Origin of the sequence: Sphingorhabdus contaminans, assembly GCF_007280415.1 — a bacterium.
GTDB lineage: Bacteria > Pseudomonadota > Alphaproteobacteria > Sphingomonadales > Sphingomonadaceae > Sphingorhabdus_B > Sphingorhabdus_B contaminans.
The window spans coordinates 497,990-523,026 of record NZ_VKKU01000002.1; the positions used below are offsets into that span (position 1 = coordinate 497,990).

A 25,037-nucleotide genomic window follows, 5' to 3' on the forward strand; every position below is an offset into this window, starting at 1 on the left:
GATCAGGATCCTTTCTTGTCCGGATATGGTCCGAGCGCCAGCAGCAGTGCTCCACCCAACACAAAGAGAATCGAAGCTGCCAGCAATGCCGGATCATAGCTGCCCGATTGTACCTTTATCGTGCCGTAAATCACGGGTGAAATTGCCGACATCAGACCAAAGGGCATATAGAGCATCCCGTAAATGCGCCCGAAATGGGCCATGCCGAAATAGCGGGCCGCCAGAAATGCGATCAGGTCGCTTTCCGCCCCTGCCGCAAAACCGAGAAAGAATGCCGCCAGATTGATCATCATCAAATCACTGTCGGTACCCGTCAGCAAATAGCAGGCGATGGCTGGCAAACACAGGACCGGAAAGGCCACCAAAGGCCCCCAAAAACGGTCGAGCATGAAGCCGACACCGATACGACCGACCAGCAGTCCGATACCGACGATGCCCATGATGCCGGCCGCAGCGTTGCGGTCGATCCCATGGTCGGCGACAATGCTGGGCATATGGATATGGGCCCCGCCATATGCCAGTGCGATGAGGAAAATCGAAAACCAGAGAAACCAGAACTGACGGGTACGCACCGCCTCACCAAAGGTCATACCGGCCAGGGTTCCGCTGGCTGTATTCAGTTCGGCGGGCCGTTCATGGGGAGCAGGCTCCCTGAAAAACAGCAGGGTGAAGGGCAGCGCCACGAGCAATGGCAGCAAGGCCACAATCGGAAACATCTCGCGCCAGCCAAATGAGTCGATTGCACCCACGGCAATCCTTGGAACGATCAAGGCGGCGGCACTGGTGCCCACAAGCATGATCCCCAGCGCAAGACCCCGCTGGCGCACAAACCACAAACTCAGTCCGCGGCTCCATGTGACCGGGGTCGACCCGATGCCGACAAGGCCCACGAGGAACCAGAGGAAATAGAATCCGGCGAGTACCGGCGGCGTCAAGTATAGGGATGAGAATGCGAGGACAAAACCGACCAGCGACCAGATTGCAACCTTTCGCACGCCAAACCGGTCGGCAAACCATCCGAAAACCGGTGCCAGAAGCGAAGCCGTAATTCCGAAAATGGTAATTCCGACGCTGACCTGCTGAACATTCCAGCCAAATTCAGCCTCAAGCGGTTTAAACAAAAAACCCAATACATTGAAGGGCAGCGGGGACGCGCCGCACATCGTGCCCAAGAAACCCGCAAGCAGTACTTTCCAGCCTAAGCGGAATTCCGAACGTTGTTCCTGCAAAACGCATCCCCTTGCAAATCGGACTTTACGCTAGCGCAATCTTGTAGCGGCGCAAAGGATGAGGGCGAGTCCGGTACAAACTCGCCCTGGTTGGTATGTGGTCAGAAGTTATAACGTGCCCGGATCATCCATTCCATTGGACGGTTCAGATAGGAATAGTTGGACAGAGCATTCTGGACGAATGACTCGTTGAAGCAGTTTGAACATTCGACCGAAAAGGACATCGCATCCTCCGGTGCTTTCAGCGTCAGGCCGGCATTCACCAGCCAGTGCGCCGCGCTATAAGAGCCAGCGATGAAGTCACCCGAAGTCAAATTGGCCGGGAAGGTTCCGTTGGTTCCCGTAACGCTTCCGGTACGTATGGTGACATTGCTGGTTCCGACTTCACTTTCCGAAGCATAGCTCGCGTTGACAGACGGTGTCAGCGACCAACCACTTGCCCCCAGATCCAACTTGTAGCTGGCTCCCAAGGCGAAGGTCCAGTCGGGCGTACGCACGGGTTCGGCGATGGAGCCATCCGGCGCAACTATGCCCGCACCGCAGTTTGTGGTGCTCGGACCACCGGCGATGCGACCGGCCGCAAGTTCGGCCAGGCAAAGTGCCTGCTGGGCGGCGACGCTACGAACGCCAAAGGCATCGACCGCCGGTGCATTGCGGTCAATCTTATATTTGTCGTCCTGATAACCACCGTTCAGGAACAGCCGCAGATTGTCGACCGGTTCCCAGGTAAGCTCCAGTTCGGCTCCCTTATTTTCATAGTCGGCAAAATTGCGGGTGATGAATGCGAGGCTGCCATTTGCGCGAATAAAGGCGGACGGCGTCTGAAGATCCGTTGTATCCTGATAAAATAGCGTCAGGTTTGCACGGACCTTGCGATCAAACAGGTCGGACTTGATCCCTGCCTCATAACTCCAGACCTTTTCCGGACCGAAAGGAAGCAGCTCATTCGTGGCCGTTCCGCGCGCATTCCAGCCACCCGATTTGAATCCGCGTGTCGCTGATACGAACAGCAGCATATCATCGCTGGGCTTGTAGTTGAGCGCGAATCGCGGCGTCCAAAGCTTTGTCCGCTGTGTCTCGGGAATCGTGACCGCTGCAGGCACGATGGGGGGATTGATGACCAGATTGATGTTGTTGAGGCAGGTCGCCTCAATACTACCATCGTTACAGGACGGGCGGTTGTCGGCAATGTTGAACGTCTTTTCTTCGTCCGTATAACGGATACCGGCGGTCAGCTTAAGCTGGTCGCTGATATTGTAGTCCAGTTGCAGATAACCGGCCCAGGCTTCGGTTTTATTCCGGATAGTGCGGTCGGCCAGCAACAAGGCTGCAGCAGGCGAGAGCGAAAATATATCCGCAAAATCGGTCGTATTGCGTTCGTTGATATAGAAGATGCCGCCAACATAATCGAGCGCACCGCTGCCGACGGAGCCCGACAGTTTCAGTTCCTGGGTAAACTGACGATGGCTGCCATCGTTCAGAATAACAAAACCGCCACGGGTATAACCACGTACCGCCGGGAACGGGGTCGAGATGCTCGGACCACCGCGGCCGTCGAAAAAGTCGACCGCGAATTTCTGGGTCAGGTCGACTACACCGGTAATGAAATTGAGTGACGTATTTTCACCCAGTTCCAAGCCGAGGTTCGACGTGGCGATGGTGGTTTCGGTCCTGTTGCCATGGCCGAAATTTCCCTTGGGACCTTTGATGACCAGCGGCGCATAAGGGGACGGATTGACCGTCTTCGCATCTGCCAGACCGGTCGTTGCAAACCGGCCTTTGCAGTCGGTGGGGTTTAACGGATTGCATTCAAAGTTCAGGATATTTTCGGCATTGCTTACAATATAGGCGGCAGAACCGCGCCATGTCAGCTTGCTATCCCCGCCGATCTTGAATCCAAGGCGGAAACCGCCGCCATCATCGTCGTTGATATCCTGCCCGCGCATGACATTCCGGACATAGCCATCGTCATTCTGCAAGAATCCGCTAATCTTTACGAGGAAGCTGTCCGCTATCGGCAAGTCGATGGACGCGCGAACCAGCCGCCGGTCGTACCGGCCATAACCAATTTCGGCAAACCCGCCCACTTCGGTCCCGGGATCGCGCATGATGACGCTTATGGCACCACCTGTGGTGTTGCGGCCGAATAAGGTTCCTTGCGGCCCACGCAACACTTCCACCCGTTCGACATCAAAGAAGGACAGGTTATTGGCATTCTGCCGCGACAGATAAATGTCATCGACATAGGTTCCGACAGCAGGATCAAATGTCGCAATCGATTCGGTATTCCCCAAACCGCGCAGATAATAGCCGTTTGCGGACCCAAGGCCTGTGTTGTTCATCGCAAACAGGTTCGGCACATATTGCGTCAGTTCCAGCGTGTTGCTGATCCCCTGCGCTTCCAATTGTTCCGAAGAAAATGCCGTGATGGCAATCGGCACATCCTGCACGCTTTCGCTGCGGCGCTGTGCGGTAACGATGATTTCGTCGATACCGGACTGTTCTTCCGCTTCGCTGGTCTGGGCGAAGGCCGGGGTAGCCGACATGACAACCGCGATGGCTGTGGACGCAAATATAGAACGACGAATCATGCTTGTATCTCCTCCAGAACAAAGATTGGCTTGTTCATCCCTGCAATTTATAATTTGTCCGGACAACTTTGATGGAATAAAGCTTTCTGTCAAGAGGTGGATGGGAGATTTAAAATGACGCTCTTGGATTATGCTTACCCGACACTGATTTTTGCGCACCTGTTGCTCTTCGTCTTATGGCTGGGGGCCGATGTCGGCGTTTTCATCCTTGGCCAGCACTTTCGGAAGCGAAACATTTATTCTCTCGACCAGCGGATAGTTTTGTTAAAGTTGCTCGTTCTCGTGGACCTCGTACCGCGCACTGCCTGGGCACTTATGGTCCCGATATCGCTCTCGCTTTCCTATGCCGGTGGCTGGTGGGACTTGCCAATTTTGATAGTGATTTTTGCCTGGGTGATTGCCGCCATCTGGTTGTGGCTGATCTTTGACGCGCACGCGCATGACATGACTCCGAGAGCAAGCCTAAACAGAAAATGGGAGGGTTGGCTGCGCTATTTTCTGTGCGCCGGATATCTGTTTCTTGGGCTTGAATCCTTGCTTACAGCGCATCCGATCGCTGTCGGGTGGCTGGCCGCAAAGGCATTGATGTTCGGTCTGATCTTCGCCGCCGCCATCATGATTGATGTCGCCTTCAAACCGGTCGGGGGACAATTGGCTACCTTGCTGGCCGAAGGCTCAAACGACCAGACAGAACTGCCTTTGCTGAAGACAATGAACCGAACAAGGATCTGGGTTTGGTGTGTTTATCTGTTGCTGTTGGCCACTGCGTGGCTAGGCGTCGTTAAGCCATCGTGATTCAAAAACCGCTTGACTAAAGTTGTCCGGACAAATTTAGGGAAGACATGATTTCGTTTCAATCCATGCTGTTCGTCCCGGGCAACCGACCCGAACGTTTTGCCAAAGCTCTGGCAAGCGGTGCTGATTGTGTATGCATAGACCTTGAGGATGCGGTTCCGGCGGCAGAAAAGGAAAGCGCGCGCAATGCCGCTCTGGCGGCTTCGGCGGATAGTCCGCGTTTTGCCATTCGCATAAACGCCTTGTCGACACGGGCCGGACTGGCCGACATACTGGCGCTTGCCGAAGGTGCCCAGCGTCCCGGACTGCTGTTCATACCCATGGTTGAGTCGCCGGCCGAAATCGCCATTGCCCGATCTGCGTTGGCGGACACATCCGTACATTTTGTACCGCTTATCGAAACAGTGGCCGGATTGGAAAATGCTGGAGCCATCGCGGCCGAGCCGGGCGTTGTTGCTCTCATGCTGGGGGGCGGTGATCTGTCGGCGCAACTGGGCGTATCGTTGAGCTGGGAACCCCTGTTTCTTGCCCGCAGCCGGCTGGTGATGGCGGCAGCGTGTGCCGGCAAACAGGTTGTCGACGTCCCCTTTATCCATATGGACGACGAAGCTGGTCTGATTGCCGAATCGCAGCGGGCAAAGGCGCTCGGGTTTCATGCCAAGGCTGCGATCCATCCTGCCCAGATCGGGCCGATCCATTCGGTGTTCCGTCCCACGGCAGAAGAAATTGCCGAAGCCGAAGAGGCCGAGGCTGCTTTCGCCGCCGCCAATGGCGCAGCGGTGCGATTCAAAGGAAAGATGCTGGAGACCCCAGTGATGGAGCGATATCGTCAAATATTAAAGTTGAAGGATAAACTGGATGCGTGATGGAGTTATCGAAGTAGGCCCGCAACGGTACCGGGAAACCTATGGCCGCTATTTTGAAGAATTTCATGTAGGCGACATTTACGAGCATCGTCCCGGCAGGACCATTACCGAGGCCGACAACACTTGGTTCACCCTGCTGACGATGAACCAACATCCGTCGCATTTCGATGTCGAGTTCGCAAAGCAAACCGAATTTGGCAAATGCCTTGTCGCCTCCCCGCTGACAGTCGCGATCATGACCGGCCAAAGCGTATCCGACGTCAGCCAGAAGGCGGTGGCGAATTTGGGCTGGAAGGAAATCCGCCTGCTGAAGCCCGTTTTTGTTGGCGACACCCTTTACTCGGAATCCGAAGTCCTTGAAAAGCGGGAGAGCGAAAAACGGCCGCAGCAAGGCATTGTGACGATCGCCACCCGCGGAAAGAACCAGAGGGGCGAGGTCGTGTGTGACTTTACCCGGGTCATGCTCATCTGGAAAAAGGGCTTCGGCCCGATGGAATCATAAGGACGCGAACCGATGGCCGAACCCAGTACCGCCCGCCCGGCTCTTGACCCTTACGAGGAAGCCGCGCTTCTCGATGGTATCCAGAAATGGATCGACAAAGAGGTCAAGCCGGTCGTCTTGCATCACGACCATAATGACATCTGGCCAGAAGAACTGGTGCAGCAAATGGCCGAAATGGGCTTGTTCGGCGCCACCATAGGCACCGAATATGGCGGCCTTGGCCTGCCTGCGCAGACCTATGCCAAGATTGTCATGATGATCAGTTCCTACTGGATGGCACTGACCGGCATTTTCAACTCGCACCTCATCATGGCCTGCGCCGTTGAACGCTTTGGAACCCCTGACCAAAAGGCAAAATGGCTTCCCAAATTTGCGAGCGGTGAAATTCGCGGCGGCCTTGCGCTGACCGAACCCAATGCCGGAACAGACCTGCAGGCCATCCGAACCGTCGCCGTCCGGGACGGGGATCATTACGTCCTCAACGGCACGAAAACCTGGATATCCAATTCGGTTAACGGCAGCTGTTTTGCGCTGATCGCCAAGACCGACCCCAAAGCGGAGCCCCGCTATAAAGGCATGAGCTTCTTCATCGCGCCCAAGATGGAGGGCATGTCCGTCGGGAAGAAGTTCGACAAATTGGGATACAAATCCATCGACAGCGCGGAACTGGTTCTGGAAGACTATCGCATCCCGGCTGAAAACCTGATCGGTGGTGTGGAAGGACAGGGTTTCTTTCAGGCAACGGGCGGATTGGAACTCGGGCGGATCAATGTCGCGGCGCGCGGTGTCGGTCTGGCTGAAGGCTCGCTACGCCTTGCAACCGAATATGCCCAACTGCGCCAGACAATGGGTAAGCCGATTTCCGAGCATCAGGCTATCCAGTTAAAGATTGGCGAGATGGTCACCCGGGCGCAGGCTTCCCGCTTGCTCACCATCGAAGCTGCCAAGGCCTATGACCGTGGCGAACGGTGCGACATGGAGGCGGGAATGGCCAAATATTTCGCTTCGGAAAGCGCGGTCGCAAACAGCCAGGAAGCCATGCGCATTTATGGCGGATATAGCTATTCGAAAGAATATGATATCGAACGCTACTATCGCGACTCCATGCTGATGTGCATAGGGGAAGGCACCAATGAAATGCAGCGCATCATCATTTCAAAACAGTGGGTGAAACGGAATCCGGCGTGAGTGTTCGACTACCCCTGCAGGGATTCCGGATCATCAGCGCCGAGCAATATGGCGCGGGTCCGTACGGCACCTTGTTCCTGGCGCAAATGGGGGCAGACGTCATCAAGATCGAACCGCCCAAGGGCGGCGACACGGCGCGCGGTGTAGGCCCCCATTTCCTGCGCGAAGGCGAAAGTCTGTATTTTCAGACATTCAACCTGAACAAGCGGTCTCTGACGCTCGATCTCGCGACGGATCAGGGTCAGGAGGTTTTGCACAAACTTGCCAAAAATGCGCACGCGGTCGCCAATAATCTTCGCGGCGATGTGCCTGCCAAAGTCGGCTTGACCTATGATGCGTTGAAGGAAACCAATCCCGCAATCGTCTGCGCGCACGCGTCGGCCTATGGACGGGACAATGCCCGGGCAAAATGGCCGGGATATGATTATCTGATGCAGGCCGAAGCCGGATTTTGCGCGCTGACGGGGGAGCCCGACGGTCCCCCAGCCCGTATGGGTCTGTCGATGGTCGATTTCATGACCGGCACGCAAATGGCCGTCGGCCTGCTCGCCGCGCTCCTTGATGCGCAACGCACCGGCGTGGGTTGCGATGTCGATGTCGACTTGATGTCCAGCGCGGTTCATCAGCTCACCTATCCGGCGCTTTGGTATATGAACGAAAATGACGTGACCGAGCGGACGCCCCGATCGGCACATCCCTCGGCCACGCCAAGCCAGATGTTCAAGGCGGCGGACGGCTGGATGTTTGTTATGGCGCAGATTCCGAAATTCTGGCCGATTTTGTGCGAACGGATCGGGCATCCCGAACTCATCGCCGACGACCGTTTTGCAAGTCCCAAGGCGCGGCTGGCAAACCGGGCCAAACTTACGGACATTTTGGACTCCATTTTTGGCCAGCAACCCATGGCGCACTGGCAGGCTTTACTGGAAGGATTGGTGCCCGTGGCGCCTGTTTACGAGCTTGACCAAGCGCTTGACAATCCGTGGCTCGATACCATCGGCATGAAGCAGAATGTATCCCATCCGGACCGTCCGGAAATAAAGGTTCTTTCCAGTCCTATCCGGATTGATGGCGAGCGGCTGCCGTCACGCGCGGCTCCTTTGCTCGGTGCGGACAGCACGGCCATCCTGCAAGAGCTGGGATATGATCTGGATGTCATCGCCGACATGCGGCAGGCCGGAGTGATCTGATATGGGCAAGCTGTCGGGCATCAAGGTTATTGACCTGAGCGTATTTCTGCCCGGCCCGATGATGACAATGATGATGGCCGACCAAGGCGCGGAGGTCATCAAGATCGAAACCCAAGCAGGCGACCCCGCCCGGGAACAGGCGCCGTTCGAAGCAGGGCAATCGGTCTGGTTCCGTAATCTTAACCGGGGCAAGAAAAGCATTGTTCTGGATCTGAAAAGCGAGGCAGGCAAAGCGCGACTCTGGGATTTGATCGCGAGCGCCGATGTTTTTGTCGAAGGTTTCCGGCCAGGTGTGATGCAGCGACTGGGCTTCGATTATGAAAGCGTTTCGGCGCGTTATCCCCGCATCGTCTATTGTTCGATTTCCGCATTCGGCCAGCACGGTGCCATGGCCCATCACCCTGCGCATGACATGGCAACACAGGCGCTTGCCGGCTTTCTTTCGGTCAACGATGGTGCGGATGGAACCCCGGTCGTGCCGGGAACGCCCTCGGCTGACATGGCAGCAGGGCTGACCGCGCTGTCGGCCACGTTGATGGCGCTGATCGGGCGCCAGACAAGCGGTAAGGGTGACTACATTGACTGCGCGATGTTCGACAGTCTGCTGCCCTGGTGCGCCCATATCGCAGGCAGCGCCATCATGGGCGGGCCATCGCCGGTTTCATCGCATCAACGTTCGCTTGGAGGTGCCGGTTTTTATCAGGTCTACAGGACAAGCGATGGCAAGCATGTTGTTTTGGGTGGACGCGAAATCAAGTTCGCTGAAAATCTGCTGGGCGCGCTGGGCCGTCCGGATCTGATTGCGCATGCCAGCCGGGAGGCTGGGGAACAGCAGGAATTAATCGCCTATTTGCAGGGTGTTTTTGCAACGAAGAGCAGAGACCAATGGGTGGACTGGTTCGCCGACAAGGATGTCGCTTTCGCCCCGGTACTCAATTTCCGCGAAGCGCTTGACGAACCCCATATTGCCGAGCGCGGATTATGGATCGAGCATGATGGCGCCCACCATATTGCGCCCGCCATCCGTTTCGCGTCGGAGACATGGCATCCCGCACCGGCCCCGGAACTGAATAGCGATGGCTAGCAGATCAGCCGTCAACCTCGATATGCATCGAATAGGCGAACCGGTCGCCGGGATGATGGTTAGCCGAAATTTCGAGGATGTTTCCATCGGCATCCTTGTAACAGCGCACGATCAGCAAACAGGGCGACCTTTTGGGAACGCCCAGGCGTTTGGCGACTTCGCTGCTGGCTGCGACAGCCTGAATATCCTGGGTCACAACCGCAATCCGGATACCGGCCAGCCGCTCCAGTTGCCGGAAGATAGTCTCTTCGCCCGGCGCCACTTTTCTGGCGGCTTCCGCAAGACTTTCGTGGACATAGGCCTCGGTTGTCGCGATCGGCTGGCTCGATCCGCCGCTGGTCCGCAATCCTTTAAAGCGGGTCCAGCGACCACCGGCGACGATACCCGCCTGTTCCGCAATCGCCTTTGGCAAAGGGGCCTCGCCCATTCGTTCGAACTTTGCCTGGGTGTCGCGCGCATATTGCTGGATTTCGCCCACGTTGGACAATGGCTGGTGCAACGCACCGCCGCGCGCAACGGCCGGCTGGATGATGGTTCCCGAACCCCGTTTACGCGCGATCAGTCCTTCGGACTGCAACGCCCGAAGCGCCTCGCGCACAGTAAAGCGCGAGACACCATAGCGTTTGCACAGGTCGCTTTCTGTTGGAAAGCTGTCTTCGGAATATTCACCGGCCAGAATTTCGGCACGCAATTCCTCAGCCAGTTCCTTGTACCGCGGTATACGGGCCAATTCGCTTCTCCCAAATTTGCGGGAGCGCCCGCATGAGCGTTTCCATAAGCCTGATTGAGCAACTCGCCAAGCATTTGATGCGCCCGATTGATGCAGCAACGCGGCACAAGGCACGATTGCATCTGCTCGACTGGCTTGCCTGTGTGGCTGGTGCGCGGGGGAGCAGATTTCGTTCGATGAGCCTGCGGGCCTATCATGGAAGTGAAGACTGGCTGGGAAATGTCCTGGAAATGGATGATGTCCACCGTGAAGGGCGGCTGCATCCGGGGCCGGTAATCTGGCCGGCGGCCCTTTCTGACGCCGATATGGATGACGTGTTGAATGCCGCTATAATCGGCTATGAAGCGATGATTTCTGTCGGCGCGACTTTCGACAACCATCATTATGCGTACTGGCATCCAACCTGCACGGCAGGGGTTTTCGGGGCGGCGGCGGCCTTTATGGCGGATGCAGGGCCTTTGGATACGAACACACTCACCCAGGCGCTTACCTTTGCCGGAACAACTACAGGCGGACTGTGGCAGACCCGACACGAAAATGACGACGCAAAGCAATTCCATATCGCACGCGCCATCGCGGGCGGCAGCGATGCAGCCGGTGTTGCATTGAGAGGCTTACGGGGTCCCCGATTCATTCTGGAAGGCCCACAGGGGCTATATGCCGCCACCTGCCGTGACCCAAATCCCATGGTCCTGACCGAGCAGTGGCGCATTCACGAAGTCAGTTTCAAACCGTGGGCCGCATGTCGGCATGCACATCCCGTGATCGACTGCGCCCTTGAACTACGCGCGGTGGGGAAGCTGCACCCACCCTTCCACGTCGAAACCTATGCCGACGCCATAGCCTTTTGCGATAAGCCCGACCCGGCCAGCGAACAGGCCGCCAAATTTTCGTTGCAGCATGCCGTCGCCGTCATTGCCGCCGGGCGAAATGCGGCCCCTGCCGATTTTACGCCGGATGCGATTGCGGATCTTGCGCCATTGCGGGCGCAGGTAACGGTCAAGGAAGCGCCCGAAATTTCGGCGCGCTACCCTGCGCATTTCGGCGCGCGTCTGAACGGGATGGAACTGGTCGACACACGCGGCGATCCCGAGCGTCCCGTTAGTGAGAGCGACATTATTTCGAAAATGCGCATGCTGGCAGATTGGGGCGGCCTCGACACGGGTGAAGCAGATCGTGCCACAGAACTCGCGCTGACCGGAAATGATGGCGGTGCTATTGGCAAAATGCTGGATAGGTGGCTGGCATGAAACACAGCACGGCCATTCTCAATTTCGCCGCCGCGCCGCATGTCCTGACATCGCTGGTGCGCGCTGACACGCTGCGTCTGCTGACCGATACACTGGCGGTAATGGCCGCTGGCGCTGCATCTCCCGAAGCCGCGCACCTTCAAAAGGCCGGGGTCGACCCGTCATTTGCAAAGGGTTTTGCGGTGCATTGTCTGGAATGGGATGCCGTTCACGAACCGGCCGTCGTACATGCGCTGTCGGTGGTGACCGCAGCGCTTTTGGCCACCGCCGAACGGAATGGCGGAAGCGATCCGGAGGCATTTCTGACCGCACTTGCGGTGGGTGTCGATGTCGCCAGCGGCCTTGGACTTTCCGCAACAGGGCCGATGAAGTTTTTTCGCCCGGCGACGGCTGGCGTTATCGGCGCAGCGCTGGCGGTCGCCCGGCTTGAACGCCTGCCTCGCGCACAGTTCGACGATGTTCTGGGCCTCGCCTACAGCTTTGCAGGTGGTACGATGCAAGCGCATGTTGAGGCATCCATCGCCCTGCCCTTGCAGATCGGGCGCGCGGCGCAGGCAGCGATACAGGCCGTCGACCTTGTGAAGGCGGGGCTCGATGGCCCGCATGACGCACTGGAGGGACCATTTGGCTATGCGGCGCTGCTGGAGCCACTCGATCTTGCACGCTATACCGCCGACCTCGGCAAGGTTTGGCGCATTAGAGAAGTAAGTATCAAACCCTTTCCTTCGGGCCGCGCAAGCCATGGCGCCCTCGGCGCATTGCAGACACTGCGCAGAGACGGTGCCGTCACGATTGAAGCCGTGGCAGCGATCGAACTGTTTGCACCGCCGCTAATCCACAGACTGGTTGGCAGACCTTATAGGTCCGGCGCGGCAATGAGCTATAACCGCTTGTGCCTTGCCTTTCTTGCCCCGCTCATGCTGCGGGACGGGCACATCGATCCGCGGTGCACCGAAACAATCCCTGTGCTCGCTGAAAAAGTGGCGGTGCATCTGGACGGCAATCCCGACGGCAATGCGCTTTCGCCGCAACGGCTGGTCGTTACCTTGAATGACGGGCGCACAATTGAACAGCAGATCGGCGCCAATCTCGGCAGCCCGGATGCGCCAATGTCGCCTGACCAATATGCAGCAAAATATGCTTTATGCCGCACGCTTGCCGGCGCGTGTGATGCCCGCCTTTTTAATGACCCACTCTCCTACATAACGGACCCCAGATGAGCTTTCCGACTTATTTCGAAGCCCTTGATATCAAACAGTTGCTCACGGATTATCCCGTCGGCGACGCCTTTACCGCACGTTACCGGAACATTTCGCGCGACGAACTGCATGCCATGCAGGACAGGCAATTTCGCAAACTGGTGCAGCGTGGCTGGGAAATCGGATTTTACCGTCGGCTATGGGGCGCGCAAGGTATTGAACCGGGCGACATTCAGGGGCTGGAGGATATCACAAAGCTTCCGGTTTACGACAAATCGGATCTGATGGCCTCCATTGCCGACCATCCCCCCTATGGCGATTTTGCAGGACTGGGCGGCAATGACCGGCCGCCTGCAATTCTCCACACCACGTCGGGAACGACGGGACGGCCGCAAACGCTTCTGTTCGGTCCCAAGGGACGGGAGGTCGGCAATCTGCTGGTCGGCCGCATGTACCGCTGGTTAGGACTGTCGCCCGATGACGTTGTCCATTCGGTTTACGGGCACGGGATGATCAATGGCGGGCATTATATCCGCGAGGCGGTGACCCATTTTACCAATTCGATTTTTCTGTCCGCAGGAACCGGAATAGAAACCCGGTCGGTCAACCAGGTCAATTTGATGGCCGATTTCGGCGTCACCGTGATGGTCGGTTTTGTCGACTATATCCGCAAGCTTGCAGAAGTAGCGGAAGCCGAGGGCCTGTTCGACCGGATAAAGCTGCGCATGATCATAGGCCATCTTGGTACGGAAGATCGTGCCTCGACCGAAGCGGCCTGGCACGGGGCAAAGGCCTATGACTGGTATGGGGTCGGCGATACCGGAAGCATCGCGGGCGAAGGTCCGGACCGCAACGGCCTATATGTCTGGGAAGATGCCCAATATCTTGAACTGCTGGATGTCGATAGCGGCAAGCCGGTCGCACAAGGGGAAACCGGCGACATGGTAGTTACCTGCCTCTACAAGGATGAAATCGCGCCCTGCATTCGTTTCAACACCCATGACATCACATATGAACTGGGTGGAAGCGGCGAGATCGCCTTCAAACGGATCGCAGGGTTCAAAGGGCGCAGCGACAATATGGTCAAGCTACGCGGGATTAACCTGTTTCCGCACGCCATCGGCGCCCTAATCGAAAACAGGGCGGACCTGACGGGGGAATATGTTTGCACTGTCGATCGTGATCCGGCCAGCCAGCGTGACGACATGACCGTCCTGATCGAAAGCCGGGGCGGAACCGACAAGGACTTACTGGCCGACATGCTACGCCGCGGCCTTGGCGTCGAGGTGCTGGTTGAACTATGCGCACCCGGCGAAACAGCGGCGCTGACGCAGATCGATGTCCGGCAGAAGCCGATCCGCCTTATCGACAAGAGGGGCGTGTGATCGATTTTGACGCCCTTGAACGCGCCAACGCACCACTGAACGCCTTCACGGATTTTGACCGGGCGGCGGTTGGCGGCACAGGGCCGCTGGCCGATCTGACAATCGGCATAAAGGCCAATATCGCCACGAAAGGTCTGCCTTGGACGGGCGGGATGGCCCTTTTTCGAAACCGCATTGCGGAACGTGACGCCGTAGTTGTTGCCCAGTTGCGTCAGGCCGGGGCTGCGATAATCGGCAGCCTCAATATGGAAGAAGCGGCGCTGGGGGCGAAAACCGACAATCCATGGTTTGGTGCCGTTCAAAATCCGCATCGCCTGAACTTTACCGCAGGCGGGTCATCCGGCGGCAGCGGGGCTGCGGTCGCGGCGGGACTTTGCGATGCGGCGCTGGGGACCGACACCATGGGCTCGATCCGCATCCCGGCGGCTTATTGTGGCATATTTGGGTTCAAACCTGCCTTTGATGCGGTCTCGCAGGATGGTCTGGAAATGACGGCACCTTCGCTGGATACGATAGGCCCCATGGCGCGCGATCTGGAAACGCTGGAACGTGTTGCACGCATTATATCGCGCTTTGGCGAGGAAGATGGCGAAGGGCCTGTCGCGACATTATCGGACTTGGGCCATGTTGCCTGCGAGCCTGCGGTACTGACGGCCTATGGAGCGGCTGTCCGAGCGATTGGCGCACGCGGATCGGTCAACTTGCCGCATTTACCGACCCGCATCCGTTTCGCAGGCTTTATTGCGGCCGCGCGTTTTCTTGCAGGGCATCTGGGACAGGCGGGACCAGAGGACATTTCCGAGCAATTGGCAAAACTGATTAGCTACGGCCCAAAACGCACAGCGGACGATCTTGCCGAAGACGCCCACGTCATGGACGAGACAAAGGCGGCGCTGTCCGATGCCCTGGAAACATATTCCGCAATCGTGCTGCCAACAGCACCGCAGACGGCGTTTCCGCATGACCAAAAGGCACCGGCCAATCAGGCCGACTTTACCTGCCTTGCCAATATTGCAGGGCTGCCATCCATCAGCGTGCCGGCGGGCTGGAGCGCGGACGGACTGCCGGTCGGGGTCCAGTTGATCGGCAAGGCAGGCCATGAAGCCGGGCTGTTCCGGCTGGCACGTGCGCTTGACCATGCGCTTTCGGCCTACCGGCCACCTTCCCATTTTTTTCATCGCTAAGGAGAGAGACTATGCGCATCATCTGCCTGTTTAATCTGAAAGAAGGGGCCAGCGCCGAAGCCTATGAAAACTGGGCGCGGGGCACCGATATACCGGGTGTGAACGCATTGGCTTCGGTCAAGAATTTCACGGTACACCGGGCAACCGGCCTGTTTGGTTCCGATGCGAAACCGCCCTATGACTATATCGAGGTCATAGACATTCATGGGATGGACGGTTTCGTGGCCGATGTGTCCGATCCCGAATTCCAGAAAGTCGCCGCCGCCTTTGGCGAGTTTACGGACAATCCGGCATTCATCCTGACCGAGGATTTGTAATGGCACGTTTCGTAGGCAAAACGATCGTCGTCACAGGCTCCGGAAAGCAGAAAGGGCTGGGGCAAGGGATATTGCAGCGCTTCGTCGACGAGGGTGCCAATTGCGTGGTTTCGGACATTGCCATAGATGCCGAAGCGGAAGCCGTAGCCGAGGAGTTACGCGCCCGCGGGGCAAAGGTGGCGACGATAGCTTGCGACGTCTCCGATCCGGCGCAATGCAATGCCCTGGTCGAAAATACGGTTGCCGCAATGGGGTCGGCTGACATTTTCGTCAACAATGCCGGCATCGGCTTCATGATGAAACCAATGCTGGAGGTAGACCCGAAGGACTGGGCAACGGTTATCGCGGTCAACCTGTCGGGGGCCTTTTACTGCACACAGGCGGCGGCAAAGGCGATGATTGCGGCCGGGAAAGGCGGGCGGATCATCAACATTGCATCGCAGGCCGCGAAGACCGGCTTTCCCCATCTGCCCGCTTATGTATCTTCAAAACATGGCATGGTCGGCCTGACACGCGCATCCGCGGTGGAACTGGGGGCGCATGGCATAACGGTGAATGCAGTTTGCCCCAATCATGTGACCACGGGGCTGGGCGCTCAACAGAATGAGTATTTCTCCAAATTGCTCGGATTCGATACCGTGGAGGCCTATCTGAAGAATATGGCGGCAAAAAATCCGATGGGCCGGCCCGGCCTGCCTTCGGACACCGCAGCGGCCTGCGCCTGGTTGGCGTCGGATGACGCCTTTTATGTTACAGGCGAAGCCATTAACGTGTCGGGCGGGGAGGAAATGCACTGATGCAAGAGGAACGCATCGACTGGCCCGATGGCGCAAAAATGGCGCTTTCTGTTGTCGTTAATGTGGAGGAAGGCAGCGAACAGACCATTGCACGCGGCGACAAGGGGATGGAGCCGGTCGATGAACTGGGAATCTTCATCAAGGCCCCGATCCGCAACTACGCCAATGAGAGCAACTATCTTTACGGGATCAAGGCGGGTGCCCCCCGTGTTGTCAAGCTGCTGCGCGAATATGATATCATGACGAGCTGGACAGTTGCCGCACTCAGCCTTGAAAACCATCCCGAGATTGCGCGTGCGATCGTCGATCTGGGGCATGAACCTGTCAGCCATGGCTGGCGCTGGATCCACCAGTTCAAGTTGAACGAGGAACAGGAGCGCGAGTTTATCCGCAAGGCCGTCTCGTCCATAGAAAAGACCTGCGGAGTCCGGCCCTATGGCTGGCTTTCGCGCTATATGTTGACCGACAACACGCGCCGCCTGCTTATTGAAGAAGGTTTTTCCTACCATATGGATGATTATTCCGGCGACGTGCCCTTTTGGGACCGGGATACCGTGCCCGACAGGCCAATGGTGATCGTGCCCTATCAACTCGACAATAATGACATGAAGATGTGGACCGATCCGGCCATGACGCCCGAACAGTGGCTGGCCTATGCCAAGCGGAATTTCGACCAGGTCTATCGCGAAGGGGAAGAAGGCAGTCCAAAAATGATGAGCCTTGGCCTTCACCTGCGCATTATCGGGCGGCCTGGCCGCATATGGGCACTTGAAGAATTCTTCAAACATGTGCGCAAATTTGACGGCGTCTGGATCACAACACGCAAGGCAATCGCAGATCACTTTGCACAGGCGCACCCCGCATGAGCCTCAGGCTTGAACGCAGTGGCGCGATTGGCCGTCTGCTGGTGGACCGGGCCGACAAGCGCAATGCCTTTACGCAGGCAATGTGGACCCAGATCCCCCTGCTTCTGGACGAAGCCGCACAGGATAAGGAAATCCGGGTGCTGACCCTGCAGTCGGCGCAGCGGGGGATTTTCTGCTCCGGGGCGGACATCTCCGAATTGATGGCCAACAAGGAAAATCCGGACTGGCGCGCCGCAAACCAGGCGGCAATCAACAAGGCACAATATGATCTCGCCAGGTTTCCAAAGCCGGCAATCGCCTTTGTCGACGGGGATTGCGTCGGTGGCGGATGCGGACTGGCGCTTGCGTGCGACATTCGCGTTGCTACCTCCCGTTCGCGTTTCGGGATTACCCCGTCCAATCTTGGGCTGGTCTATCCGCTGCACGATACCAAGCTGCTGGTCGATCTGGTGGGTCCGGGACAGGCAAAGCGCATGTTGTTCAGCGCGCAATTATTGTCCGCTGACGAGGCATTGCGGATCGGACTGATTGAGGAAATCGCCGAAATCAGCGATCCCCTTGCTGAAACCATCGCCGCCAAATCGGCGCACAGCACACGGCAGATCAAGCATTTCGTCCGGCGCATTCTTGACGGTCAGGTTGAAGACGATGCGGCCACACTGCACGTCTTTGCCGATGCCTTCACCGGTGCCGATTTTCATGAAGGTACAAGTGCTTTTGTCGAAAAGAGAAAGCCACGATTCCGATGAGCAGTTACCTGACGCATGGCCGCATCATGGGCGGTGTTGTCGCGACACCCGATTTGCAGGCAGCGCTTCGTGATTATCACCAGCGCCTTGGCTTCCGCCTTGTTGAAACCACAGTTGTGCCGGACGAACTTGCCAGCAGCTGGGGGATTGCAGGACTGGCTGGCAAGCCGATGGCGGTTTTGCAACCGACCAGCGGTGCACATTGCTTTCTCCGGCTTGTGGAACAGCCGCTTCCTCCACAATTTGTTCCCACCACCACATTTGGCTGGGCATCCTATGAGATCACGGTTCAGGATGTATTTGGTTGGCCGGCAAAGCTGGAAGGGAGCGGTTTCGACATCATCGGCCCACCCAAGGAGATTCCGGGCCTGCCGTATTTCGTTGCGATGCAGGTCCATGGTCGCGGTAAGGAAATGCTCTATTTTAACGAGACACGTTCGAACACGCCGTCCACCGATCTGCCCTTCGCCCAATCGCCGATGGATCATATTTTCATCGTTATACTGGCCACGCCAGACCGGGAAGCCACCGTGGCCTGGTACCGCGACCGGCTCGGCCTTGACGTTGGCGACAGCTACACAATCGCCTATTCGATGATCAACAATGCCTTTGGATTGCCTGCCGATACGATGTCATCGTTGACGATGGTCCAGAAGGGCCGCCTGCCAATTGTCGAGATTGACGACTATCCCCCGCAAACCCGTCATCGTGTGGCCGACGCCGGCTGCCTGCCCCCAGGAAATGCGCTTGTGACCGTGGCGGTCGACAATCTTGATGATCTTGATCTGGCGTGGATTGCCCCGCCGCAGAGCCTGGCGGGTCCGCTCTATGGCGGACGACGGTCGGCGACGGTTCACGGTGTTGCGGGCGAATTGCTCGAACTGGTCGAAATCGGGCGATAGTCGGGCCAAATGATTTTAAGGCCTAGCCGGGTCGTTCCGCGGTCACGTCCGGCGTCGTGTTATCCATGTCCCGCCACAATTTCCACCGCCCGTCTATCAGCCGATAGATAAGGAGGCTGCGGCCAGCGGAATAGATTTCGGGCCGCCCCGGAATCTGTGCCCGCATCCAGTATTTCGCGACAACGGTGCCAAGCTTGCCATCCACGCGGATATCTTCGGGCTCGAACCGGAAGGTGACTTTCGCGCCCATATCGCGATAACGGCGCAGATAGGCGATGATAGCGTCCGCACCCTTGGCGGCAGGTGCCTTGTCGCTCATCAGCCATGCATCATCGGCATAAAGTTTCCGCAAAGCGGGCCAGTTCCCTGCGGCGTACAGACTGTTCCAGTTATCGCCTGCGGCAGCCAGTTCGGCCTTTTGGTCCTTGGCGGGTGACGGCGCGGCGATCAGTAGCGCCACAACAAGGGTAAGGGCGTATTTCATCATGGCATCAACACCGTCGATCCGGTGGTTTTCCTGCCTTCAAGATCGATATGGGCCTGCGCGGCATCTTTCAATGCATAGCGCTGTCCGATCGTCACAGTCAGGATTTCGCGCCGCAGCAAGTCCCAGACCCGATCGGCACCGGCCGTGCGTTCTTCGGCCTCGGCATAATAGTCGAACAGCGTCGGTCGCGTATTGAACAGCGACCCCTTCTGGGCGAGGATGCCGAGATTCACGCCCCCAACCGGCGCGTCGGCATTGCCATAATTGACCACCAATCCACGTCGACCGGTGCTGTCGAGCGAGGCCTCCCATGTGGACATGCCAACGCCGTCAAATGTGACGCGTACACCTTTGCCTGCCGTTATTTCGCGCACCTTCGGGGCGACCTGTTCTTGTGTGTAGAGAATGACATGGTCCGCGCCTGCCGCACGGGCTGCATCTGCTTTTTCTGCTGTGCTGACCGTTCCGATTACGGTGGCGCCGATATGTTTGAGCCATTGCACCAGAAGCAGTCCGACGCCGCCGGCTGCGGCATGGACCAGCACTGGCCATCCCGCCTGAACCTTGGCGCATCGCTCCACAAGAAATTCGGTTGTGCAGGCCTTTAGCAAAGCCGCCGCGGCAAGTTCGTCACTGATATCGGCAGGCGTCGCAAACAACGAGGCGGCCGAAACATTCCGCGCTTCGGAATAGGCGCCCATGGTGGGACCGAAGCAGCAAACACGATCTCCCTCGCGCAAATGGCTCACCCCTTCTCCCACAGCTTCGACAACACCAGCCGCTTCAAGACCCAGTCCGGAAGGGAGCGCAATGGGATAGATTCCGCGCCGATGATATGTGTCGATAAAGTTGAGGCCAACCGCATGATTGCGCATCCGTACCTCGCCGGGGCCGGGCGCGGGCAGATCGATGTCGATCCACTCGATAACTTCAGGTCCGCCATTTTCGGTTATTTGCGCGGTAAGAGTCATGTTCCTGGTCCTTAGAAAGCTTCGTAAAATTCGGTGAGGTTGCCATCCGGATCGCGGACGGCAAAAATATTCACCCGATCCCCGGGTGCAATAGCTTTTACCGGAACCGCGTCGGCAGAATAGACCGTTGCTACCCCATTGCTTTCCAGCCGGCTGCGGTAAGACGACAGGCCTTTGACAGGATAGCGGACGGAGATGATGCCGAGATTGGGCGGGCTCGCATATTGCGAAACATCGCCGCCGGAAAAACCGTCAATCTGCATCACTTCAACGCGACCGGTCTCACCCTGGACAGGCTGCAGCGCCGCGGCCGCGCGCCTTATTTCCGGTGTATAGTTGAGCGGGATACCAAAGTTGGAACGGGCAGGCTCAGTAGGTTCGGTGGCGCTGTCAAACAGGATCTGGAACCCGAGCTGTTTTGTATAAAAGTCCCGCGCGACAGCCCGATTTTTGACCATGCGCATAGAATTGAAAGCCTGACTTATGCGCCCGACCCGAAAGGCATCAAAAGGCGGACTGATCCGTTCATATACGGCCAGATTTATGCCATGCGGCCCGGTCAGTACCACATTGCGCAGATCGGACTTTCCAAAGGTGAACCGTACGGGCTCGCTTTCGGCCCACCAGCCGAGTTTGATCGCTGTGTCGAACAATGCCGGCACATTATCGCTGCGGACCATGATGGAATAGATTCCGCCCGAATCCCATGCGCGGGTCGCAAGCCGGATGGGGCGTTGTTCGACGCCCTTGAACGAAACGAAGCGGATGCAGCCCGTTTCCACCTTTGGCGCGCACCAGCGTTCAAATGTCGCCGACGCCTTGTCCGGCAGCTTCCAATAATCGAGTTCCGCACGCGAAACGCGGCCCTTATGTGTCATTCGCCAGCCACCGGCGACTTTGAAAAGCTCCGATGCTTTGTCGATGTGCGTGACGCTTATGACGGCTTCGCTCCAGGGTGCTACCTCCTGCGCGGCGACCGGAGTTGCCATTGCCGCGAAAAGGGCAAACCGTAATGCTACCATGTTTTGCCACCCACCCATTGACCGGCAGCAGCGAGGAAGGGAAAAATCTCCCACTTATCCCAAACGCCGCCTGCAAAATAGGGATCCGAACGCAGCAGCGCCTCTGCCGCGTCCCTGTCCGGCACATGGGCAACCACCATGGATCCGACGAAATTGCCCTCATCGTCCTTAAGCGGCCCCGCCAGGGCGATTTTCTCCATCACCGTTTCGATATGTGCAAAATGGGCGGCCCTGTGCTCTGCTCTTTTTGCTGCGCCCTGCGCGCTGTCCCAAGCCAGAATGGCGAATGTCTGGTTCATGCGTCCGATCCATCAATACGCGGCGCTTCGATCAGGACCACCTGGACGTCGGCGATACCTTCGCGAAGTTTGCGAACCTCGGCATATTCGGGTGAGTTCCAAAAGCGCAGGGCGGCGGCTTTGTCGTTCCATTCGGAAATAACGACCGAGCCGCCATCACCAAATTCTCCTTCCAGCAATTGCGCGCCCGGCGCACGCAGAACATAGCGGCCGCCAAACTGATCGACCAGCTTGGCCGCCGCGACGCCATATCCGCTGATGAATCTGTCGCGATCGGAAATCTTGGCGGATATAATCAGATAGGCGGCCACGCTATTCTCCTCGCATTCCGGTCATTCGCGAACCGATCCTCAATGGGATGTCTTCGGCTTTTCGCCCGTCTTGGCGCGATTTTCATCGACCATTTTCTTGAAAACGGTCCAGGTCGTCTCGTTTGGCCGGGCATCATCACCCGGCGGCGGAGCGATATAGGCCGGATAGTTGAGGCGGATTTCGTCCTTCAACACGGCGGGCAGTTCATCAAAGCTTTTCAGCTTGTTGCCCATGGCGTTGAACACCATCTGCCCCTGCCTGCCCCGCATCTTCATCCAGGGCATCCAGTCCGAAATACGGACCCAACTGACGATGGGGTAAGCGGTTGGATATTTGGTGTTCAGAATTTCTTCCGCATCATAGGCAAAATCGAAAATCTCCATCGCGTGATATTTGCCGCCAATATAATCCTGATAATCGCCCGCCAGAACATTGTGGTAGAACAAGGGCGCTTCAAACGGCGCGAAAATCCAGCGGCCTTCGCGGCGTCCGATGAACTTGTAAGTGGTGCCATCGGCATTGGTGGCAAATTGGGGCCGCTGGTTTACCGGATCATTGGCGATGTGCATCACGTCCACGGTTTCATCTGTCCATGGATTTGTCCATTTGCGCAAAACCTCGCCCGTCTTGGGGTCGAGATACAGCATGATTTCACGGCTGACCAACCGCCAGCCTTTACCGCGCTTGGGATCGTCCACAGTCACGCAGGTGCGGATATTCATGCCTTCACCAAGGAACAGCATACGGTCCGGCTCTCCGGTGACGCGGGAATAGACTTTGCCGGACCAGTGATACACGGCCGGCTTGCCGTCAGCTTCGCCACACTGGGCACGCTTTCCGACTTCAAGAGCATCTTCCGCTTTGCTGAGGTCGAGCATACGGGGCTTTTCCTTCGCCGCCGCAGATGGTGCGACAAAGGCCAAAATTGCCGCGCCAAGCAATAGTGATTTCGATTTCATGCCACTCTCCTCTTTTCCGTTTGCCGGTACAGGCTTTTCCACTCCACACTGGATAGGCGATAAACGCTAGACCAAGACGCAAAAAAAGCAAATATGTCCGGACAACTTTTTATTTGGATTCGAATGGGCCTATGCCATCATAAGCTAGTGTCCGAAGCCCGGAGAGTTTTCGGACAAGGCAAGCCCGGCCTGGGACGATCAGGTAGCAGGCAGGTCGGATTGAACAGGATTGAGGAGTAAAGCCGTTGGCCATCGATGTCGTAAACCCGCGCACGGGGCTCGTCGATTACCAGATTGACGCCACCAGCCGGCAGGCTGTCGCGGACGTGGCCGCACGATTGCGGGCGGCGCAACCGGCATGGAGCGCATTGGGAAGCGCAGGGCGCGCCGCCATTCTGTGCCAATGGGCCGATGCGATCGACGCCAGCAGCCAGCGTCTTGTGGAGAAGCTGAGCGTCGACACAGGACGTGTCGCCATTGCCGGTATCGAAGTGTTCACGGTTGCCAACATGCTGCGCCGCTGGGCCGATATTGGTCCCGATATCATCGCGTCGCTGGATCAGGCCAATGTGCCGAGCGCCATGCCCGGCATCATGATCGGCAGCCGTCATGTCCCCTATTGCCTGTTCGGGGCCATTACCCCATGGAATTTCCCGCTCCTGCTCGGGCTGGTCGATGCGATTCCGGCGCTGATGGCGGGCTGTGCCGCGCTGATCAAACCGTCCGAAATCACGCCCCGTTTTGTGCCTGTCCTGCGCGAAACAATTTCCCGGGTCCCGGACCTCGCCCAGATTCTGGAAATTGTCGAAGGGGGCCCGGAAACCGGCCAGGCGGTTGTGGAGCATGTCGACTATATCTGCTTCACAGGCTCGGTAGCGACAGGGCGCAAGGTCGCCGAAGCAGCGGGCAAGGCGTTCATTCCGGCCAATCTGGAACTGGGCGGAAAGGATCCGATGATCATATTGCCATCTGCCGATCCGGTGAAGGCATCCTCCATCGCCCTGCGTTCATCGGTCGCTGCCAACGGACAAGCCTGCCAGTCGATCGAACGTGTTTATGTCCATCGTTCGATTGCCGAACCGTTCCTGATATCGCTGGTCGAACAGGCCAAAGCGGTGCAACCCAATTATCCGGATATTAGCAGCGGCCATGTCGGCCCCTTCATCTTCCCGCCACAGGCCGCAAAGGTGCAGGCCCAACTAGACGAAGCCATCGCGATGGGCGCAACCTTGCATTGCGGAGGTCAGGTCGAAACGCTGGGCGGCGGCAAATATCTGCGCCCCACCGTGCTGACAAATGTGACGCCCGAAATGGCGGTCATCCGCGACGAGACATTTGGCCCTGTGATCCCTGTCATCTTTTATGACGATATCGAAGATGCCATCGCCCAGGCCAATGACAGCATCTACGGACTGTCGGCCGCCGTAATCGGAGATGTTTCGGAGGCCGAGGCGGTCGGCGCGCGTTTGGAAGCGGGAGCCATTTCGATCAACGACGGATCGCTAACCGCCTTTGTATCGGATGCCGCGAACGAAGCGTTCAAACAATCCGGTCTGGGACCATCGCGCATGGGGAACCCGGGACTGACACGCTTTTTCCGGACCCAGGCGATCATCCGGCAAGACGCCGTCGCCGCAAGCATCGCCGATTTCGCGGAAAATCCGGGGCATTAGACGGTGGCGGTTATCCGACAGGTGATTATCGATTCATTTCCAGCCCATGGCGATGGATCGAACGCCTAATTGGACAAGGTAACGATTGAAAGGTTGACTATGCGCGTCGGACTAACGCTTGGCACAATTGCATTCATTTCGGGGATTGCCGCTTTGACCTCTGCACAAGGCGCGCCCGCCCCCAACAATGCGCTGGGAAAGCGCATGTTCATTCGTTGCGCGGCCTGCCACACGGTAAGCGCGACAGGTCCGCGTAAAGTCGGCCCGCATTTGCAGGGCATTGTCGGACGCAAGGCGGGAGCCGTTGCCGGCTTTAGTTACTCGCCTGCCCTGAAAGCATCCAAGGTCACATGGTCGGAAGAAAGTCTCGATAAATGGCTGCAACGGCCGCAGGCCGTCATTCCGGAGACAACAATGGCATTTGCAGGCATGGCGAAGCCCGAAGAACGCAAAGCCTTGATCGCCTATCTGAAAAAGCCGTCTCCCTGAT

General features: G+C 57.7%; 26 protein-coding genes. 17 read left to right on the plus strand and 9 right to left on the minus strand.

Features of this window, described 5'->3' with window-relative positions:
- Nucleotides 1–2: 2 nt before the first annotated feature.
- Together FOM92_RS10695 and FOM92_RS10700 are read right to left on the minus strand one after the other, a co-directional pair.
- Nucleotides 3–1,229 carry an MFS transporter gene (locus FOM92_RS10695; protein ID WP_211347395.1) on the minus strand — a complete coding sequence of 409 codons (1,227 nt, stop codon included), beginning with the start codon at nt 1,227–1,229 and terminating at the stop codon, nt 3–5.
- Between the two features lie 101 nt (nt 1,230–1,330).
- Entirely contained in the window at nt 1,331–3,820 is a 2,490-nt protein-coding gene (locus FOM92_RS10700; RefSeq protein WP_143776860.1) for a TonB-dependent receptor, read from the minus strand.
- A 114-nt stretch (nt 3,821–3,934) separates the two neighbouring features.
- Between FOM92_RS10700 and FOM92_RS10705 the strand changes: the two genes are divergently transcribed.
- Genes FOM92_RS10705 through FOM92_RS10730 form a run of 6 tightly spaced genes read left to right on the plus strand, consistent with a single transcriptional unit; the run spans nt 3,935 to nt 9,445 of the window.
- Nucleotides 3,935–4,615 carry a hypothetical protein gene (locus FOM92_RS10705; RefSeq protein WP_143776861.1) on the plus strand — a complete coding sequence of 227 codons (681 nt, stop codon included), beginning with the start codon at nt 3,935–3,937 and terminating at the stop codon, nt 4,613–4,615.
- A gap of 47 nt (nt 4,616–4,662) precedes the next feature.
- Nucleotides 4,663–5,481 carry an HpcH/HpaI aldolase/citrate lyase family protein gene (locus FOM92_RS10710; RefSeq protein ID WP_143776862.1) on the plus strand — a complete coding sequence of 273 codons (819 nt, stop codon included), beginning with the start codon at nt 4,663–4,665 and terminating at the stop codon, nt 5,479–5,481.
- On the plus strand, nt 5,474–5,983 hold the full coding sequence (locus FOM92_RS10715; RefSeq protein WP_143776863.1) for a MaoC family dehydratase: 510 nt from the start codon (nt 5,474–5,476) through the stop codon (nt 5,981–5,983). Before FOM92_RS10710 ends, FOM92_RS10715 begins: the two co-directional genes overlap by 8 nt.
- 12 nt (nt 5,984–5,995) lie before the next feature.
- A complete protein-coding gene (locus tag FOM92_RS10720) occupies nt 5,996–7,171 on the plus strand; it encodes an acyl-CoA dehydrogenase family protein (RefSeq protein WP_143776864.1) in 1,176 nt (391 codons plus the stop codon).
- The gene (locus tag FOM92_RS10725) at nt 7,168–8,361 is read left to right on the plus strand and encodes a CaiB/BaiF CoA transferase family protein (RefSeq protein ID WP_143776865.1); all 1,194 of its coding nucleotides are present in this window, start codon (nt 7,168–7,170) and stop codon (nt 8,359–8,361) included. The genes FOM92_RS10720 and FOM92_RS10725 overlap by 4 nt, the downstream gene beginning before the upstream one ends.
- 1 nt (nt 8,362) lies before the next feature.
- Nucleotides 8,363–9,445 carry a CaiB/BaiF CoA transferase family protein gene (locus FOM92_RS10730; protein WP_143776866.1) on the plus strand — a complete coding sequence of 361 codons (1,083 nt, stop codon included), beginning with the start codon at nt 8,363–8,365 and terminating at the stop codon, nt 9,443–9,445.
- 4 nt (nt 9,446–9,449) lie between these two features.
- On the opposite strand, the gene FOM92_RS10735 is transcribed toward FOM92_RS10730, so the two are convergent.
- On the minus strand, nt 9,450–10,175 hold the full coding sequence (locus FOM92_RS10735; protein WP_246087260.1) for a GntR family transcriptional regulator: 726 nt from the start codon (nt 10,173–10,175) through the stop codon (nt 9,450–9,452).
- A gap of 32 nt (nt 10,176–10,207) precedes the next feature.
- Here FOM92_RS10735 and FOM92_RS10740 point away from each other — a divergent pair, with 32 nt between their 5' ends.
- The 9 genes from FOM92_RS10740 to FOM92_RS10780 are packed head-to-tail and all read left to right on the plus strand — an operon-like array spanning nt 10,208 to nt 18,824.
- On the plus strand, nt 10,208–11,425 hold the full coding sequence (locus FOM92_RS10740; protein WP_143776867.1) for an MmgE/PrpD family protein: 1,218 nt from the start codon (nt 10,208–10,210) through the stop codon (nt 11,423–11,425).
- The gene (locus FOM92_RS10745; protein ID WP_143776868.1) at nt 11,422–12,645 is read left to right on the plus strand and encodes an MmgE/PrpD family protein; all 1,224 of its coding nucleotides are present in this window, start codon (nt 11,422–11,424) and stop codon (nt 12,643–12,645) included. The genes FOM92_RS10740 and FOM92_RS10745 overlap by 4 nt, the downstream gene beginning before the upstream one ends.
- Nucleotides 12,642–14,009, plus strand: coding sequence for a phenylacetate--CoA ligase family protein (locus FOM92_RS10750; RefSeq protein ID WP_143776869.1), 1,368 nt, complete (start codon nt 12,642–12,644; stop codon nt 14,007–14,009). The genes FOM92_RS10745 and FOM92_RS10750 overlap by 4 nt, the downstream gene beginning before the upstream one ends.
- Nucleotides 14,006–15,193, plus strand: a complete 1,188-nt coding sequence (locus FOM92_RS10755) for an amidase (protein ID WP_170226863.1) — start codon at nt 14,006–14,008, stop codon at nt 15,191–15,193. The genes FOM92_RS10750 and FOM92_RS10755 overlap by 4 nt, the downstream gene beginning before the upstream one ends.
- An 11-nt stretch (nt 15,194–15,204) precedes the next feature.
- Nucleotides 15,205–15,510: an REDY-like protein HapK gene (locus tag FOM92_RS10760; protein WP_143776871.1), complete on the plus strand. Its 306-nt coding sequence runs from the start codon at nt 15,205–15,207 to the stop codon at nt 15,508–15,510.
- Nucleotides 15,510–16,307, plus strand: a complete 798-nt coding sequence (locus FOM92_RS10765) for an SDR family NAD(P)-dependent oxidoreductase (protein ID WP_143776872.1) — start codon at nt 15,510–15,512, stop codon at nt 16,305–16,307. Before FOM92_RS10760 ends, FOM92_RS10765 begins: the two co-directional genes overlap by 1 nt.
- Nucleotides 16,307–17,173 carry a polysaccharide deacetylase family protein gene (locus FOM92_RS10770; protein WP_143776873.1) on the plus strand — a complete coding sequence of 289 codons (867 nt, stop codon included), beginning with the start codon at nt 16,307–16,309 and terminating at the stop codon, nt 17,171–17,173. Before FOM92_RS10765 ends, FOM92_RS10770 begins: the two co-directional genes overlap by 1 nt.
- Nucleotides 17,170–17,922 carry an enoyl-CoA hydratase/isomerase family protein gene (locus tag FOM92_RS10775; RefSeq protein WP_143776874.1) on the plus strand — a complete coding sequence of 251 codons (753 nt, stop codon included), beginning with the start codon at nt 17,170–17,172 and terminating at the stop codon, nt 17,920–17,922. The genes FOM92_RS10770 and FOM92_RS10775 overlap by 4 nt, the downstream gene beginning before the upstream one ends.
- Complete coding sequence (locus FOM92_RS10780) at nt 17,919–18,824, plus strand: VOC family protein (RefSeq protein WP_143776875.1); 906 nt, start codon at nt 17,919–17,921, stop codon at nt 18,822–18,824. Before FOM92_RS10775 ends, FOM92_RS10780 begins: the two co-directional genes overlap by 4 nt.
- 22 nt (nt 18,825–18,846) lie before the next feature.
- On the opposite strand, the gene FOM92_RS10785 is transcribed toward FOM92_RS10780, so the two are convergent.
- Genes FOM92_RS10785 through FOM92_RS10810 form a run of 6 tightly spaced genes read right to left on the minus strand, consistent with a single transcriptional unit; the run spans nt 18,847 to nt 22,874 of the window.
- Nucleotides 18,847–19,311, minus strand: coding sequence for a YybH family protein (locus FOM92_RS10785; RefSeq protein ID WP_143776876.1), 465 nt, complete (start codon nt 19,309–19,311; stop codon nt 18,847–18,849).
- Nucleotides 19,308–20,282 carry a quinone oxidoreductase family protein gene (locus tag FOM92_RS10790; RefSeq protein WP_143776877.1) on the minus strand — a complete coding sequence of 325 codons (975 nt, stop codon included), beginning with the start codon at nt 20,280–20,282 and terminating at the stop codon, nt 19,308–19,310. Before FOM92_RS10790 ends, FOM92_RS10785 begins: the two co-directional genes overlap by 4 nt.
- A gap of 11 nt (nt 20,283–20,293) precedes the next feature.
- Nucleotides 20,294–21,304 (minus strand): VOC family protein, encoded by a 1,011-nt coding sequence (locus FOM92_RS10795; RefSeq protein WP_143776878.1) that lies wholly within the window; start codon nt 21,302–21,304, stop codon nt 20,294–20,296.
- On the minus strand, nt 21,298–21,603 hold the full coding sequence (locus FOM92_RS10800; RefSeq protein ID WP_143776879.1) for a YciI family protein: 306 nt from the start codon (nt 21,601–21,603) through the stop codon (nt 21,298–21,300). Before FOM92_RS10800 ends, FOM92_RS10795 begins: the two co-directional genes overlap by 7 nt.
- The gene (locus FOM92_RS10805; protein WP_143776880.1) at nt 21,600–21,914 is read right to left on the minus strand and encodes a DUF1330 domain-containing protein; all 315 of its coding nucleotides are present in this window, start codon (nt 21,912–21,914) and stop codon (nt 21,600–21,602) included. The genes FOM92_RS10800 and FOM92_RS10805 overlap by 4 nt, the downstream gene beginning before the upstream one ends.
- Before the next feature lie 39 nt (nt 21,915–21,953).
- Complete coding sequence (locus FOM92_RS10810) at nt 21,954–22,874, minus strand: DUF1838 family protein (protein WP_143776881.1); 921 nt, start codon at nt 22,872–22,874, stop codon at nt 21,954–21,956.
- A gap of 245 nt (nt 22,875–23,119) precedes the next feature.
- On the opposite strand from FOM92_RS10810, the gene FOM92_RS10815 reads away from it, so the two are divergent.
- Nucleotides 23,120–24,547 (plus strand): aldehyde dehydrogenase family protein, encoded by a 1,428-nt coding sequence (locus FOM92_RS10815; protein ID WP_246087261.1) that lies wholly within the window; start codon nt 23,120–23,122, stop codon nt 24,545–24,547.
- 99 nt (nt 24,548–24,646) lie between these two features.
- Nucleotides 24,647–25,036 (plus strand): c-type cytochrome, encoded by a 390-nt coding sequence (locus FOM92_RS10820; RefSeq protein WP_143776882.1) that lies wholly within the window; start codon nt 24,647–24,649, stop codon nt 25,034–25,036.
- Nucleotide 25,037 lies beyond the last annotated feature (1 nt).